This window comes from Pseudoalteromonas sp. (assembly GCF_041613455.1).
In the GTDB taxonomy this organism is placed as follows: Bacteria; Pseudomonadota; Gammaproteobacteria; order Enterobacterales; family Alteromonadaceae; genus Pseudoalteromonas.
In genome coordinates this window covers 1-15,490 of sequence record NZ_JBFJHD010000011.1, presented here as the reverse complement: position 1 = coordinate 15,490, position 15,490 = coordinate 1, and the positions used below count along the sequence as shown (strand labels likewise).

Annotated in this window: 12 protein-coding genes; 5 read left to right on the top strand and 7 right to left on the bottom strand. The window is 43.5% G+C overall.

Going from position 1 to position 15,490, the window contains the following annotated elements; all coding sequences use genetic code 11:
- Positions 1-92 precede the first annotated feature (92 nt).
- Complete coding sequence (locus tag ABYB02_RS02370) at positions 93-1,460, top strand: hypothetical protein (protein ID WP_372760693.1); 1,368 nt, start codon at positions 93-95, stop codon at positions 1,458-1,460.
- A gap of 38 nt (positions 1,461-1,498) precedes the next feature.
- Here ABYB02_RS02370 and ABYB02_RS02365 read toward each other — a convergent pair whose 3' ends face one another.
- From ABYB02_RS02365 to ABYB02_RS02340, 6 genes are all read right to left on the bottom strand, one after another.
- Positions 1,499-1,753 carry a DUF3862 domain-containing protein gene (locus ABYB02_RS02365; protein ID WP_372760691.1) on the bottom strand — a complete coding sequence of 85 codons (255 nt, stop codon included), beginning with the start codon at positions 1,751-1,753 and terminating at the stop codon, positions 1,499-1,501.
- A 23-nt stretch (positions 1,754-1,776) separates the two neighbouring features.
- Positions 1,777-2,616, bottom strand: a complete 840-nt coding sequence (locus tag ABYB02_RS02360) for a peptidoglycan binding protein CsiV (RefSeq protein ID WP_372760689.1) — start codon at positions 2,614-2,616, stop codon at positions 1,777-1,779.
- Positions 2,616-6,089 carry a transcription-repair coupling factor gene (gene mfd / locus ABYB02_RS02355; protein WP_372760687.1) on the bottom strand — a complete coding sequence of 1,158 codons (3,474 nt, stop codon included), beginning with the start codon at positions 6,087-6,089 and terminating at the stop codon, positions 2,616-2,618. Before mfd ends, ABYB02_RS02360 begins: the two co-directional genes overlap by 1 nt.
- Before the next feature lie 68 nt (positions 6,090-6,157).
- Positions 6,158-7,051 (bottom strand): carbon-nitrogen hydrolase, encoded by an 894-nt coding sequence (locus ABYB02_RS02350; protein ID WP_372760685.1) that lies wholly within the window; start codon positions 7,049-7,051, stop codon positions 6,158-6,160.
- The gene (locus ABYB02_RS02345) at positions 7,048-8,103 is read right to left on the bottom strand and encodes an agmatine/peptidylarginine deiminase (protein WP_372760683.1); all 1,056 of its coding nucleotides are present in this window, start codon (positions 8,101-8,103) and stop codon (positions 7,048-7,050) included. The genes ABYB02_RS02350 and ABYB02_RS02345 overlap by 4 nt, the downstream gene beginning before the upstream one ends.
- A gap of 114 nt (positions 8,104-8,217) precedes the next feature.
- Positions 8,218-8,823 (bottom strand): PilZ domain-containing protein, encoded by a 606-nt coding sequence (locus ABYB02_RS02340; protein ID WP_372760681.1) that lies wholly within the window; start codon positions 8,821-8,823, stop codon positions 8,218-8,220.
- Between the two features lie 431 nt (positions 8,824-9,254).
- Between ABYB02_RS02340 and ABYB02_RS02335 the strand changes: the two genes are divergently transcribed.
- The 4 genes from ABYB02_RS02335 (at position 9,255) to phnW (ending at position 15,192) form a co-directional block, all read left to right on the top strand.
- Entirely contained in the window at positions 9,255-9,830 is a 576-nt protein-coding gene (locus ABYB02_RS02335) for an RNA polymerase sigma factor (protein ID WP_372760679.1), read from the top strand.
- Positions 9,827-10,903 (top strand): FecR family protein, encoded by a 1,077-nt coding sequence (locus ABYB02_RS02330; RefSeq protein WP_372760677.1) that lies wholly within the window; start codon positions 9,827-9,829, stop codon positions 10,901-10,903. Before ABYB02_RS02335 ends, ABYB02_RS02330 begins: the two co-directional genes overlap by 4 nt.
- Before the next feature lie 100 nt (positions 10,904-11,003).
- A complete protein-coding gene (locus tag ABYB02_RS02325) occupies positions 11,004-13,946 on the top strand; it encodes a TonB-dependent receptor plug domain-containing protein (protein WP_372760735.1) in 2,943 nt (980 codons plus the stop codon).
- 148 nt (positions 13,947-14,094) lie between these two features.
- On the top strand, positions 14,095-15,192 hold the full coding sequence (gene phnW / locus ABYB02_RS02320; RefSeq protein ID WP_372760675.1) for a 2-aminoethylphosphonate--pyruvate transaminase: 1,098 nt from the start codon (positions 14,095-14,097) through the stop codon (positions 15,190-15,192).
- A gap of 55 nt (positions 15,193-15,247) precedes the next feature.
- Here phnW and ABYB02_RS02315 read toward each other — a convergent pair.
- Positions 15,248-15,490 (bottom strand): UTRA domain-containing protein (locus ABYB02_RS02315; protein WP_372760673.1); only part of this gene is annotated, 243 nt, incomplete at its 5' end.

Genomic DNA, 15,490 nt, shown 5'->3' with positions numbered 1-15,490 from the left:
CGTTACTAAGGCCTAGTTTTTACTAGGCCTTTTTTATTGAACAAAATGCAGCGGACACGTACACTTAGGAGGTTAATTACAAGGAGATTTAATTGTTAAAGCAAGATGAGAATTTATCTTTTGTTATTGAACCGCAGTTGAGCCAACGCTCAGAGCAGCGCCTTGATTTATACTTTTCTATTCCCAACGAAATGGGCGTAAATGCACAAACACTCAGTGAAGAATCCTATTTTAATAATCAATTTAAATCGTATTTAGCCTATAACGCTATTAATATTCACTTACCATTGGTACGTAGCCGTTTTGTAAGTAAAAACAAAGGTGAGCAACAAGATTATCGCTTAAACCTTAATTTATATTGTTACCAAGTACGGCTTGCGATTGATGCGGATATTAAAGAAACCCTGAAAATAGCCGACAGCAACGAATTTTATCAGCGCGCTGGTGAACTGTGCGAGCAAAGCCAAAGTCTATTAAGAAAACTAAGACGTTATACTCCAGAAGATGAAAAACTGATCTCATTTTACACCAATGCCGACAACTACTTAAGTTGGCAAATAGAGCAGTCGTTTTTAAAGTTACTGGATGAAGGGCCGCGTAGCAGCGATCATGCTAAAGAGCGCAGCGATCTGATTAATTTTTGCAAAGCAGAAAACAGTTATCGTGAAGAGCAAAAATACAACTCAGAATCAACGCTAAAAGATGCCAATCGCATCACCAACAAAATGCGGTTATTACAACGTTTAATTGAACATGGTGTTATTTTACAACGTCAAACACGTTACCTAAACAGCTATTTAAAACGCTTAGTAAAGGGCTCGGTTACAGCGGTGATCATGGCTCTGGTGATGGTGGTTATACTCAATGCGCGCGCTACATTTACTGAGGTCACGGCGACATTAATCCTCATTTTAGGGGTGATCTACGGTCTGCGGGAAATATTTAAAGAAGACATTACGCGTATTATTTGGCGCGCAATCGTACGGGGACGACCCAAGTGGCGCTTTATATTTCGTAATAGCGTGACTAAAGATAAAGTGGCCAGTCAGTTTATTTGGTTAGAGTACATTCGCTTTAAAAATATTCCCAAAGAGGTGCGGGCTATTTTTTCTAAGCGCCGCCAACAAAATAAACTGGCTGCACAGTGGTTACATTTTGCTAGTGAAACTCGCGTCAATGCCAAAGAGTTTTTACCCGGTTACGACAGTTTGCACCAAACCTTGCACTTTAGTATGGCGCCTTTTTCACGCTATCTAAAAAAAGGGGAAGGTAAGCTCTATCATTTAGAAAGCAATAAAGTCTCGAAACAAGCTGTGGAGCGCCGCTATCAATTAAACATGGTGCTGGTGCAGACTGATCGCGATAACAAGCTCTACCAACGTTATAAAATAACTATGAACCGCAGTAAAATCGTCAATATAGAGCTTATTTACAGTAGTGATAAAGTAACAAAGGAGTGATACAGTCGCTGTATTACTCCTTGGGAACAGCCATTTAGTTAGTTTTTAGCTAAGCCTTTTTTACTATATAAGGTGACCTTGTCAGATACTAGGGTAATTTCAATATTTTTACTGTCATCGCCCCAAATGCAGTTGGTATGTAAGGTTTTTTCTATGCAGTTGTCAGGGCTGCCTAAAAAGGTTTCTACCTCAGCTTTATCCATACCCACTTTGATTTTATCGTAGTTTTCAAGGTTTACTTTAGAGCAGGCCGCAAGGCTTAATGCAGCAGCAATAATCAGTAATTTTTTCATTATTATTCCCTATTAGTGTGTGTTTAATGATTGAATTTACGTATTTGTACTATCATCCCCATACGTGGATGATCTAAATAGTGTACTTCGCCACTAATAACACGCCTAAACTGTGAAAAGCGGGCAGACTCTATCTCGCCATTTTCAAGTTGTTGACTAATGTCAAAACTAGCGGTAATAAATAAGTAATGGCGCAAATGAATTTTAAATAACCCCTCTAACTCCCATTTACTTAGTGGCTCAGCAGGTTGTTCAAAATAGTTATTTTTTGTGGCCACTAAACTAATAAAGTCTGGGTTTTCATAACTGCTAGGCGCTGTATTTAGCGCAGTTTTTATATTTTTGCCAGCGAACAAAACCATACTTGGGGCACGCGACTTACTTGCACCAGCAAATCGCCAGCCTGTATGTAATAGCGGTGTGAGGCCTTTGCGAACCAGCGCCTGACGCTGACTATTAAACTGTAATTGCTCTGCGGATAATAGGTAGGTTTGTTGCATTGATTCTTGGCTCGGCGCCAAAGGCGTTAGCGGCAGCGTGTCATAGCTTTGCATCAAGTCAGTACTGTTATTGCACACCCCAGACTGCGGATTAGTATTGACCAGCGAATCGGTGAAGGTCTGCTGTTGAAAGCGCTTATCGCCATCAATACAGGCTTGCATGGCTTGCTTAGTATACAGCGGGGTGAGTAAATCAAGGGTGTTTGTATCGGTTATAGCCGGTTGTTTTAAACTAAAGTCTTCTTGTAAGTAGGGGGCAGGGCGTTGCTTAAATATTAATACTTCGACCTCAAACCAGCGCTCTGCAAAGGCGGTGCTGCTAAATAAGCAGCATAAAATTATAAGCGTTTTTTTTAGCAACATTAATGGCTAACCTTTTTTTCGAAATCTGCAATCATTGCAGTGACCATTTTTAAGCGTTCGCGGGCATTTGCCTCACTAATAACAAAGCGCAATTTATTTGCGCCATCCATTTTGTACACCTGCGGTGCACTTTGTATCAAGCCGATGATGAAGCTAGGATTAACCTTGGTATTTTGGCTAAATTCAAAGTAGCCCCCTTTTGGGTTAGCCTCAATTTTAGTAATGCCTAAATGACTCGCTTGTAACTTAAGTTGCTGCAAGCTAAATAAGTTTTTCGCGGCATCAGGTAATAGCCCAAAACGGTCTATAAGCTCGACCTGCAGTTCGTCCATATCAGCAAGACTAGCACAACTTGCAATGCGCTTGTACATACCTAATCGTGCATTAACATCGTGTATGTAATCATCGGGCAATAACGCGGGTAGTTTTAAATCTACCTCAGTTTGTTTTTGTAACAGATTATCTAGGGTAGGCTCTTTGCCATTGCGTAGTGCGTTAACCGCTTGTTCTAGCATTTCCATATATAAACTAAAGCCAATGGTTTGCATTTGCCCCGATTGATCGTCGCCAAGTAGCTCACCGGCACCCCGAATTTCTAAATCGTGCGTCGCTAAGGCAAACCCTGCACCTAAATCTTCTAACGATTCAATGGCTTCTAGACGTTTCAAGGCGTCTTTAGACAGCGCTTTAGGATCGCCGGTTAATAAGTACGCGTACGCTTGGTGATGGCTGCGACCTACGCGGCCACGTAATTGGTGCAACTGGGCTAAGCCAAGCTTATCGGCTCTGTCCATAATAATGGTATTGGCGGTGGGCACGTCAATGCCGGTTTCTATTATGGTGGTGCACACCAACACATTGTATTTTTGATGATAAAAGTCGGTCATTATTTGCTCAAGCTCTTGCTCGCGCATTTGCCCATGTGCACTGGTGACACTGGCTTCAGGTACCCATTCACTAATTTCTTGGGCGACACGCTCAATGGTGTCAACATTATTATGTAAAAAGTAAACCTGACCACCGCGTTTAATTTCTCGCAGTACTGCTTCACGTATTAATTCTTCATCGCGCTGGCGGACAAAGGTTTTAACCGCTAAGCGTTTCGCCGGCGGTGTGGCTATTATCGATAAGTCGCGCATGCCGCTCATTGCCATATTTAAGGTACGCGGAATAGGGGTGGCAGTGAGCGTGAGAATATCAACATCGGCGCGCAGTGCTTTAATTTTTTCTTTTTGACGCACCCCAAAGCGGTGTTCTTCATCAACTATGAGTAAGCCTAAGTCTTTAAAGTGAATGTCTTTTTGAATCAGCTTATGGGTACCGATAACAATATCAAGCTTGCCATTAGCCATATTTTCTAAGGTATCTTTTTGCTCTTTAGGCGAATTAAAACGCGACAACACGCCCACTTCGATAGGAAAATCTGCAAAGCGGTCTTTAAAGTTTTCAAAGTGTTGTTGCGCAAGTAGCGTAGTAGGCACCAATACCGCGACTTGTTTATTGTCATTTACCGCAACAAATGCAGCGCGCATGGCCACTTCGGTTTTACCAAACCCCACATCGCCACAGACTAACCTATCCATTGCCAGTTTTGATTGCATGTCACCTAAGACAGCGTCGATGGCGTTACGTTGATCGTCGGTTTCTTCAAACGGAAAGCTGTCACTAAACTGACGGTACGCGGGGGCATCTAAGGCAAATTTGTTACCGGGCTTGGCTTGGCGCTGCGCGTAGATATCAAGCAGTTCAGCGGCCACATCGCGGACTTTTTCGGCGGCGCGTTTTTTGGCTTTTTCCCATGCATCGGAGCCTAATTTGTGCAGTGGGGCACTGGCTTCTTCACCGCCCGAATAGCGGCTCAGCATATGCAGCGCCGATACGGGCACATAAAGCTTTGCCTCGCCGGCGTAGGTTATGGTAACAAATTCTGTCACTACTCCGGCCGCGTCTATGGTTTGTAACCCTTGATAACGCCCCACACCGTGGTCGAGATGCACCACAGGTTGGCCTGCTTTGAGCTCGGCTAAATTACGAATTAATGCATCTTGGCTGGCTTCATATTTGTGTTTACGGCGCCGGCGCTGCGATACCTTTATACCTAGCAACTCTTGCTCGGTGATAATAGACAAACTCGGCTTAGTGCCAAGCACCACACTTTGCTCAAGAGGGCTTACAATTAAGCCTACATCACTGTCACTTTGCGTAAACTGCGCAAAGCTGGCAAATTCTTTAAATTTTAAACCGCTTGGCTTTAAAATACTGAGTAATGACTCACGCCGACCATCCGATTCAACACTGAGTAGAATGCGGCCTTGTTGCTTTTTTTGTGCCGCAACGTAATTAATAAATGCGCCATACGGTTCATGCAGCTTATGATCGATGCGAACGCTAGGAAGCTCGCTCACGGTTAAATTTTTATTGCCTGCTTTGGTGCCTAATTTGGCTTGAGATAAGCGAATACGCGCATAATTGCCTAAATTAGAAAACAGCTCATTAATGGGCTGATACAGCTCAGCAGGAGGCAGTAATGGACGCAGTGGGTCGACGCGACGATTTTCATAACGCACATTGACATCGTGCCAAAAGCCCTCGGCTGCATGCTCTAAATCACCCAGTTGCATGACTGTGGTTGATTCCGGCAAGTAATCAAAAATGGTGGCTAACTGCTCAAAAAATAGCGGCATGTAATACTCAATACCCGCTGGCCAATTTCCTTTACTGACTTGCATGTAAACTGAGTCTTGCTGCGCGCTGGCACCAAACTTTTCGCGGTACGCTATTCTAAAGCGTTCAATATCGGCGTCGTTAGTGGGAAATTCATGGGCAGGCAGGAGTTCAATTTTTGCAACTTTTTCGTCTGAACGCTGCGTTTCTACATCAAACAAGCGAATGCTGTCGAGTTCATCATCAAAAAAGTCTAATCGAAACGGATGTGGGCTGCCCATCGGGTATAAGTCGACTATAGAGCCGCGTATGGCATATTCGCCATGCTCCATCACTTGCTGAACATTTAAATAGCCAGCTTGTTGTAAATTATTACGAAAGTTATGGGTATCGAGTTTGTCGCCTACTTTAAAATTGATGGTAGAGCCGTATATAAACGATGCAGGCGCGGTGCGCAGCATCAAGGTAGATACCGGCACAATTAACACACTGTGTTGTTCTTTTTTTAGCGTATTTAAAGTGGCTAATCGCGCAGAGATAATATCTTGATGGGGTGAAAAATGGTCGTAAGGCAACGTTTCCCAATCGGGGAACACCATCACCGGGTTGTCAGGAAGTAAATAGTCCAGCTCGGTTTCTAGCCGCAGGGCGCTTGGCGTGTCAGGGGTGACAATTAATACTAAGTTATCTTGCTGTTTAACACCCTCAGCGATAGCAATACTTAAACCACTGCCACTGAGCTGCCCCCATTGAATTTTATCTTTTTGAGATTTTACCCAAGGCAAGGCTGCCCATTGCTCAAACGCCATTCATTACTCCATTTATTAATAGCCCCTGCATCTACAGGGGCGGTATTAGTATTACCTAAGCTGCGTATTTAGTCGCGGTATATTTTAGTGAGGTCTTGGTAATGATCAATGCGACGGTCGCGTAAATATGGCCAAATACGCCTTACATTTTCGCTGCGCTGCTGATCAAGCTCTACCACTAAAACTTGCTCGTCATGGTTATTTGCTTCACTGAGCATTTCGCCTTGAGGGCCGGCAATAAATGAGTTGCCCCAAAATTGAATGCCTGCGCTTTGTCCGCTTGGATCCACCTCGTGGCCAACGCGGTTACAACTAATGACCGGTACGCCGTTTGCGACCGCATGGGCACGCTGGCTAATCACCCAGGCATCCTTTTGACGGGTTTGTTCGCCATTATCATCGCGTGGATCCCAGCCAATAGCAGTCGGGTATATAAGTAACTCAGCACCCGCCATCGCCATTAAACGTGCGGCTTCAGGAAACCATTGATCCCAACACACCAGTACACCTAATTTCCCCACCGACGTTTGAATGGGCTCAAACCCTAAATCACCGGGTGTAAAGTAAAACTTTTCGTAAAAGCCCGGATCATCAGGAATGTGCATTTTACGGTATTTACCGGCAATGCTGCCGTCATTTTCCAACACCACAGCGGTATTGTGGTAAAGGCCTGTAGCACGCTTTTCAAATAATGAGGCAACAATGACGATGCCAAGTTCTTTTGCAAGCTCACCGAGAGTGGTGGTGCTAGGCCCTGGAATGGTTTCCGCTAAGTCAAACACGTCAACGTCTTCGGTTTGACAAAAGTACAGGCTACAGTGCAGCTCTTGTAGCACCACAAGCTGTGCGCCTTGCGCTGCAGCGCTACGAATGGCAGTGATTGATTTTGCCATATTGTGCGCAGTATCATCACTGTTGCTTTGTTGCACTAAAGCAACGCTTAATTGTGCCGGGCTAGTCATTGAGCTGCTCCAGTTAAAAATCCACGAGGCAGTTGCATCGTAATACAATGCAAGCTACCAAATTGTTCAATAATAGGTAGGCAATTAACGCCAATTATCGTGTGTTCAGGGTATGCTTTTTGTACTTGCGCTAACGCCAGCTCGTCGTTGCTATCGTTATAAACAGGGACGAGAACCGCGTTATTGATGATTAAATAGTTAGCGTAAGTGGCCGGTAAACGGGTATTTTCATCGTCGTACACCGCTTTTGTCCAAGGTAAAGCAATTAATCTATATGGGGTGTTATCGGCTGTTTTAAAGCGTTGCAGTTGTGTTTCCATCGCCTTTAACGCACTAAAATGCTCATCGTTTTCATCATCGCATTGCACGTATACTAAGGTATTATTTGGCGCAAAGCGCACTAAAGTATCAATGTGGCTGTCGGTATCATCACCGGCTAAGTAGCCATGGTCGACCCATAAAAAGTCAGTGGCGCCTAAATGGTTTTGCAGCACCGCTTCAATTTCAGTTTGACTTAAATTGGGGTTACGGTTTTTATTAAGCAAACACTCACGGGTGGTTAGCAGCACACCGTGCTCGTTTATTTCGATGCCGCCGCCCTCAAGCACCATATCCAGCGCTTGATACTGGTTTTTAGCAGCGCTCAGCGCAGTTACTAAACTAGCATTAATTTGATTATCGAGGTGACTGGCAAACTTATTGCCCCAGCCATTAAAGGTAAAATCATAAATTTTAAGCTGGTTGGGGTCATCGATAGCCGCGCAAGTCAATGGGCCGTGATCGCGTGCCCAGGTATCGTTACTTGGTGTGACGACAAAATGAACGCGATTTAAATTGACATCGTAGTCGCCAAGTAGGCTCACAATATGAGTTTTAAGCGCGTCATTGTGAGCAACAATTACCAATTGTTGCTGTGCAGTAATGTGCTGTGCAAGTTCACAATAAACAGGCTCAACTCGTGCTAAATTATCGGCCCAATCGGTGTTTTTATGTGGCCACGTAAGCATAACAGCGTCTTGCTCGGCCCATTCAGGTAAAAGTCTAAAGTTCATGAGTCATTGATACAAATTAAGGTGGTGGTAGTTTAGCAGTTTGACGCAACTCAAGTCACTCGGAAATACGCGTTTTAGCGCTAAATCACAGTGACTGTTTATCACCACTTAAAGTTAATTATCACGCTGCGTATCATCAAGTTGTTCTGGCTGTTGACGCTTTTTTAGCTGGCGTGTTTGAGCATGTAAACTCGCTCTGACTATCAGTTCTTGATCACTGTCTCTAATGGCTGTAAATAACAGGGTATACTGATAATGCTCATTATCTTTTTTTTCTACCGCAACCACTTCACAGTAACAGTAAACCGCCGATGCTTCATAATGGAGAAATAATTTTGTTCTAAACGCTTGGCCAATGGCGTATACCTCTGAGGAGGTAAAACGAATCCCCCCTCCACCATAGCTGTCGCATTCAATGGCGTTATCTTGTGCTTGCTCAGAAGCTAAAATATGACTCATTATTAAATCTATTTTACGTGATTGCGCTTGTAAGAACGCCGCCAGTTCTTGCGCCATATCACCTAAGTTACGCAGTGGCCGTAACGAGCTTTGTTCCAGTTCACTTACTTCATTGGCCAGTTTAAACAGCGGTGGAATATCATTTTCAAGCGCTAATTGAGTGTTGGGTACGTGTTCCTCGCTTACGGCACATAAGTTTACGCGAATACTTTCATCAATTTGAAAGTATTGTTCAAACTCACTTAATCTTTGGCTCTTCATACTCTTCTCCACAACGCTTTATCATTAATAATAGCGCTGATAGTGTTAAATTACTAGCATCTACACTGTGGCGTATAGCGATAAAAACTTTGTTTATATTCGCTTTTTTTTAGTTTATAAACGCATAACATGGCCACGCATTTATTAAAAGTTGTGGGCGGGAACCATAGTTATTAATAGCTAAACTTGATAGTTACACTGTTTGTTTGAGTATCGTGTACTTTTAATAATGCGTGATCATCACTCGCGCAGGCAGATTGTAGGCGGCTGACAGCAAACGCGTCAGCGGCGAATGCTCAGTAGCGTAATGTTACGCTACTGAGGTAACTAATAAGTAACTATAAATTAACAAATTAGCTTGTAATTAATGTGAAAATTAGTCATCTTTACACACTTATGTTGACATGATCATAACAAGGGATGAAGTTAAGATGGCACGAGGACTAAAGTTAGCCACCACATTTACAGAGTTGTCTTCACAGTTACGGCGGTTCGTTTCGCGCATTGTGTTACCCGATGATGTAGAAGACATTTTACAAGAAACCTTTGTTAAGAGTTATGAAGCGGGTTTAAAGCAAGATATTCAATTTACGCGAGGCTACATGCTTAAAACGGCAAAGCACCTTGCGCTTAATCATATCGCTAAATGGGACAACAAGTTTAGCGATTCACTTTGTCACGATAGTGAACTCCCTCAGTTACTCAAATCGATGCAATTAGAAGATGAATACACCTCTAAAGAGCGGTTTTTATTGTTTTGCCGTGCCACTGAGCAACTAACCAGTACAGTGCGTAAATGTTTTATATTAAAGAAAGTATATGGCATGAGCCAAAAAGAAATCGCCCAGCAAGTTAATTTGAGTCAAAGTACTGTTGAAAAGCATATTGCCAAAGGCTTATTACATACCATGTTATATATGCGAGAGCACACTCATTGCGATATAACGCAGCAACATCAGCAGGCAGTGAATGAGCAAAAGCCAGCAACTATGAGGGCTGTAAAATGAGTAATATTCATCAATTTAGCTCAAAAGAGTTAATTTTAAAAACAGCTGCAGAGTGGGTAAGCGCCATAGATCGCGGCTTGAGTGCACCAGAGCAAGAGCAATTTAAATTGTGGATGTTACAAAGTAGTGCCCATCAAGATGCGGTGTATGAGCTTGCACAATTATGGGATGAGCTCAGCGTACTGGAAGAATTAAGCGCTTTATTTCCCAATAAAGCTAAAAGTCAGGCTAACAGCAGATGGGCTCTATCGTATGGTATTGCAGCAAGTTTATTTGCCGCGTTTATGCTGTGTAGTTATTTATTGTTTAACTTAGAAAGTGGTTATCATCAGGCGCAAGCCAAGGTTAATTACAGCAAAATATATAAAACTAAAGTGGGTGAGCAAGCCACTTATGTATTGCCCGATGGCACCATAGTACAGCTAAATACCAATAGTTTATTAGAAGTGGCCTATAGCAAAGGGCGACGCCAACTCATTTTAAGCCGCGGGGAAGGGCGCTTTAATGTGGCTAAGGATGCGTTGCGACCATTTAGTGTGATAGCGGGCGATAAAAGCTTTACCGCGCTTGGCACGGTATTTAATGTGCAGCGCACCAGCGACTCAGATTTAGAGTTGGTGGTTACCGAAGGTAAAGTGATGATCACCGCCCCTAATGTTGCGGTGCAAGCGAACGACTTTGAGAGTTACCAATTAGCCGATAATAACACGCAAAAAGTGCGCCAAATCAATGCTAATATCGTGATTTCAGGCGAAAAAGCGGTGATTAAAAAAAGTGTTACCGCGCCGATAAAACGCTTGTCAGCGGATGATGTGCAGCGCGATTTAGCATGGCAAAATGGCATGCTTATTTTTAGCGGCGAACATTTAAGTGAGGCACTTAATGAGGTTAGCCGCTACACCGCAACACGGTTTGAGCTTTCAAACACAGAGCTGGCTAATATTAAAGTGGCAGGGGTGTTTAAGGCTGGTGATGTTGCTGGGTTACTTGAGAGTTTAAAAACAAATTTTTCAATTGATCATGAACGCTTAGGCGAGCATGTTGTGAGCCTAAAACGACAAAGCAAGTCATAACGCAGCAATGCAGACTCTGCTAATACTGAATTAAGTTGCAATCATGAGTGTTAAGTGTAAAAAAAATATTAATAAAAAAAGTCAACGTAATAGCGGATTTATGTTTGCCAACTGTTTATATAAGTTGCGCAGTAACCAAATGCATTTATTGTGTGGTTTGAGTGTGCTTACCTTAGCTTTTTTTAGTTTGAGTGTGCACGCCAATAAGCAGACCACCGGGCAAATGGTGCAATTTGATATTGAAGCGCAACGAGCAGACAAAGCGTTAATTGAATTTGCCAAGCAAACCAAGCAAACCGTGATGTTTTCTTACGAGTTGGCTAAACAGTATGATGCAAATTCAGTGTATGGCTTTTACACCCAATTACATGCTCTGGAGGCATTGTTGGACGGTACAGGGCTCGATGCGGTGATGGATCAAAATGGTTTACTGAGTATAAAACTCAAACAAATCAATAGGAAAAACAACAACATGATGAAGCTTTCAGGCGTTAGTGCAGCAATATTGCCAGCACTACTTGCAGTAAACACACAAGGCGTCAATGCCGCTGAAGTGGTTGCAGATGAAAAGATAGAAAAAATTGCCATTGTGGGTAGTCGTGTCGCAGGGCGTTCTGTAGAAGACTTACCGGTGCCGGTTGATATTTTAAGCGCTGAAGCACTCGAAAATACCGGTCAAACCGAAGTCGGTAGAATGCTGCAAGCGATTGCACCCTCGTTTAACTTTTCAAGCTCTTCTATTAGTGACGGCACCGATGCGCTGCGCCCTGCAACGCTACGCGGCTTAGGACCGGATCAAACCTTAGTGCTTATTAATGGTAAACGCCGCCATCAAGCGAGCATCATACATATTAATACATCGGTAGGCCGCGGCACGGCGGGCACCGATATGAATGCGATTCCAGCCTCAGCAATTAAACGTATTGAAGTGCTGCGCGATGGCGCGGCAGCACAATATGGCTCTGATGCCATTGCCGGTGTGATAAACATTGTGCTTAAAGATGGCAGTGAAGGCGGTAAGGCAGCTATCAATTATGGTGAGTACTCAGAAGGTGATGGCGAAACCGTTAATATTGATTTTAATAAAGGCTTTGCATTAGGTGATAACGGCTACGTTAATACCACACTAAACTATCGTGACCGCGCACCGACTAACCGCGCAGGCTTACATGGCTCGTGTCAGTTTTACGGCTGTACCGAGCAAAGCGATGGTACGCTACTGGCCGGTGATCCACGAGAATTAACCGCACCCCGCGATACCTTTAGAATTGGTGATGCCGACTCGCAGCAATTTGGTTTAACGGTGAATACCGGTTATGAACTCGGTAATGGTGAGCTGTATGGCTTTATTACTTATTCAACGCGAGATAACGAGTCGGCAGCGTTTTTCCGTCATAACGCCAATGCTGGCGGTAACCCGGTACTGCAAGATAATGATGCCACTATTAAAGCCGGCTTCTTACCGAAAATAAATACCACTATCGACGATATTTCGTATAACTTTGGTTATAAAACGTTATTTGATAACGATGCGAGCTTAGATTTATCGTATACCTACGGTGAAAACAGCATAGATTACACCACCAGCGATACTATTAACGCGTCGTACGCGAACTTTTTACGTTATGACCAAGGCTTAACTGCAGCCGATATTCGTGCAACCATTCCGCGTGAAGCCTATGCCTATGGTATGGAGCTGTCGCTACAAACAATTAATTTAGATTTTACACAAAACTTTGATGACTACTCACTGGCGATGGGCGCGGAAATTCGCACTGATGAATACCGTATATTAGAGGGCAGTGAATATGCTTATCGTGATTACGACACTAACAATGGTGTTAACATTTATGCTGGTCAAAGTGGCGGTGTAGGCAGTGAAAATGCCTCGGGCGGTACGCAAGGCTTTGGTGGGTCATCTCCGGCTTCTTCGGTGGATGAGTCGCGCGATGTGATTTCGTTTTACTTAGATGCTGAAACTTACCTGATTGATGATGTAATTATTTCCGGTGCATTACGCTACGATAACTACAAAGGCTTTGGCGATACGGTTAACTTTAAGCTTGCGGGTAATTGGTCGGTCACGGAAGATATTTCCCTGCGTGGAGCGCTGAGTTCAGGTTTTAGAGCACCGTCAATGCAACAGTTGTACTTTAATAATATTAGTACACAGTTTGTGGTTAACGATGCAGGCAACTTAGTGGCAGAAGAGGTGGGAACGTTTAGAAATGACTCAACCTTGGCACAAAGTTTAGGTATTCCAAAACTAACCGAAGAAAAATCGCAAAACCGCAGCTTAGGTATTGTGTATAACGTAACCGATAACATTAACCTGACGGTAGATTATTACGCGATTGATATTGACGACCGTATTGTTATTAGTAATCGCTTAGGCAAAGGGTTGTCATCTAGCCTGGATGCTGCATTACTCAGCTCGGGGGCCGGTGCAGGGCAGTTTTTCCTAAATGGGGCTGATACCGAAACCGAAGGCGTTGATATTGTTGCTACCTGGAACACCGAAGGCTTAGGTGGCACACTCGACTTTACCTTTGCAGCGAACTTTACTAAAACCGATGTGGTGTCGTTATTCACCCCTGCAGGTTCAGGTTTAGAAACTGTACCGGTTGAGGACGTATTCTCTGATCAAGAAATTTCAATAATCGAAGAATGGCAACCTGAAGACCGCATTAACTTAAGTGCGCTATACCAGCGTGATAACTGGACTGTGAACCTGTCGCTTAACCGCTTTGGTGAATACACAGTAGAAGACGGTGGTCGCCAGACCTACGGTGCAGAAATTTTAACCGATGTTAAAGTGAATTACTTTGTTACTGACAATTTATCGGTGAATATTGGTGCCAATAACTTATTTGATGTGTACCCAGATGAAAACACTATAGGTAACTCACGCACGGGTACCATAGTCGATGGCGATGGTAATGTGGTTGTTAGCAGCCCAGGTGTATTTAAATACTCGCGTCGTTCAGCGCCATTTGGCTTTAACGGCGCGTACTACTACCTAGGTGCCGAGTACCGTTTTTAATATATAACACTCCCATTTGTTATTTTTAAGGGCCGCTAGGCCCTTTTTTTATGCCGCAGTAAAGTGGCTTGTCATAAAAGCTTCACTGTTTTTAATGGCCAAAATCATCAATAATATCTGGACTAGACCAGATTAAGTGAGATGATTAATGACTAACTATTTACTATTAACGCCGGGCCCTTTAACCACCACTGACACCGTCAAGCAGGCGATGCTTAAAGATTGGTGTACCTGGGATGATGATTATAATCGTGACATAGTGCAAACTATTCGTAGCAAATTGGTATCGCTTGCAACATCCCAGCCCGGTTACACCAGTGTGCTAATGCAAGGCAGTGGCACTGCTAGCGTAGAATCGGCATTGGGAAGCCTTATTCCAACCTCGGGTAAATTGCTGGTGATTAATAATGGCGCTTACGGTAAGCGGATGGCTGAAATTGCCGCCTATTTAGCAATTGACTGTCATGTTTTAAATTACCCAGAAACAGCACTGCCAGATGTTGATGATATTGACACTATTTTAACCAACGACCCTACTATTAGCCATATTGCCATGGTGCACTGTGAAACCACCACCGGCATGCTCAATCCGATTCAAGCAATAGGGCAGCTTGCTAAAAAGCATCAAAAGGTGTTTATAGTGGATGCAATGAGCAGTTTTGGCGGTATTCCATTTGATTTAGCCGATTGGCACATAGATGTAATGATAAGCTCTGCGAATAAATGTATTCAGGGGGTACCTGGTTTTGGCTTTGTGGTGTGTAAACAAAGTATTATTGAACAAAGTGCAGGCATTGCGCGCTCATTATCACTGGATTTATATCAACAGTGGTTATGCATGGAGCAACACAGCGGTAAATGGCGTTTCACCTCACCGACTCATGTGGTACGGGCATTTTATCAGGCATTACAGGAGCTTGATGAAGAAGGGGGGATCGCAGCGCGCTATAAACGATACACGCAAAGCCAAAAAGCACTCGTGGCGGGGATGAAAAAACGTGGCTTTGAGCCGCTATTAAATGAGCAATTACATTCACCCATTATTACTTCATTTTTTTCACCTAGCGCTGAGCATTATGATTTTAAGTCTTTTTATACCGCATTAAAGCGCGAAGGCTTTGTTATTTATCCGGGTAAAGTATCTAATGCGGATTGCTTTCGCATCGGCAATATTGGCGCAGTGAATGAAGCCGATATACAGCGTTTACTTGAGGCGGTGGCAAAAAACCAATATTGGCAAAATTAAAGTTAATCTGTTCACCCGTGCAAGCGCTGTTCAACGTGCATTGAACAGCGCTTTTTTATTGCCCCTCTACCACCATCTCAATGGCATTATGTAACCAGTACTCAATGTTATAATCGACTAACAGCGAGTGCTCATCAAAACGTTGGCGGATCACTTTTAAGCATGGGGTACCGCTGTTTTTTTCCAGTAAGTTGCTCACCTCATCAGGTAATACCGTCACACTAATAATACTTTTTTCGTTAACGACATTAGTGGCGTACTGCGTGGCCATAATCTCGGTTATCGAGCTATCTAACGG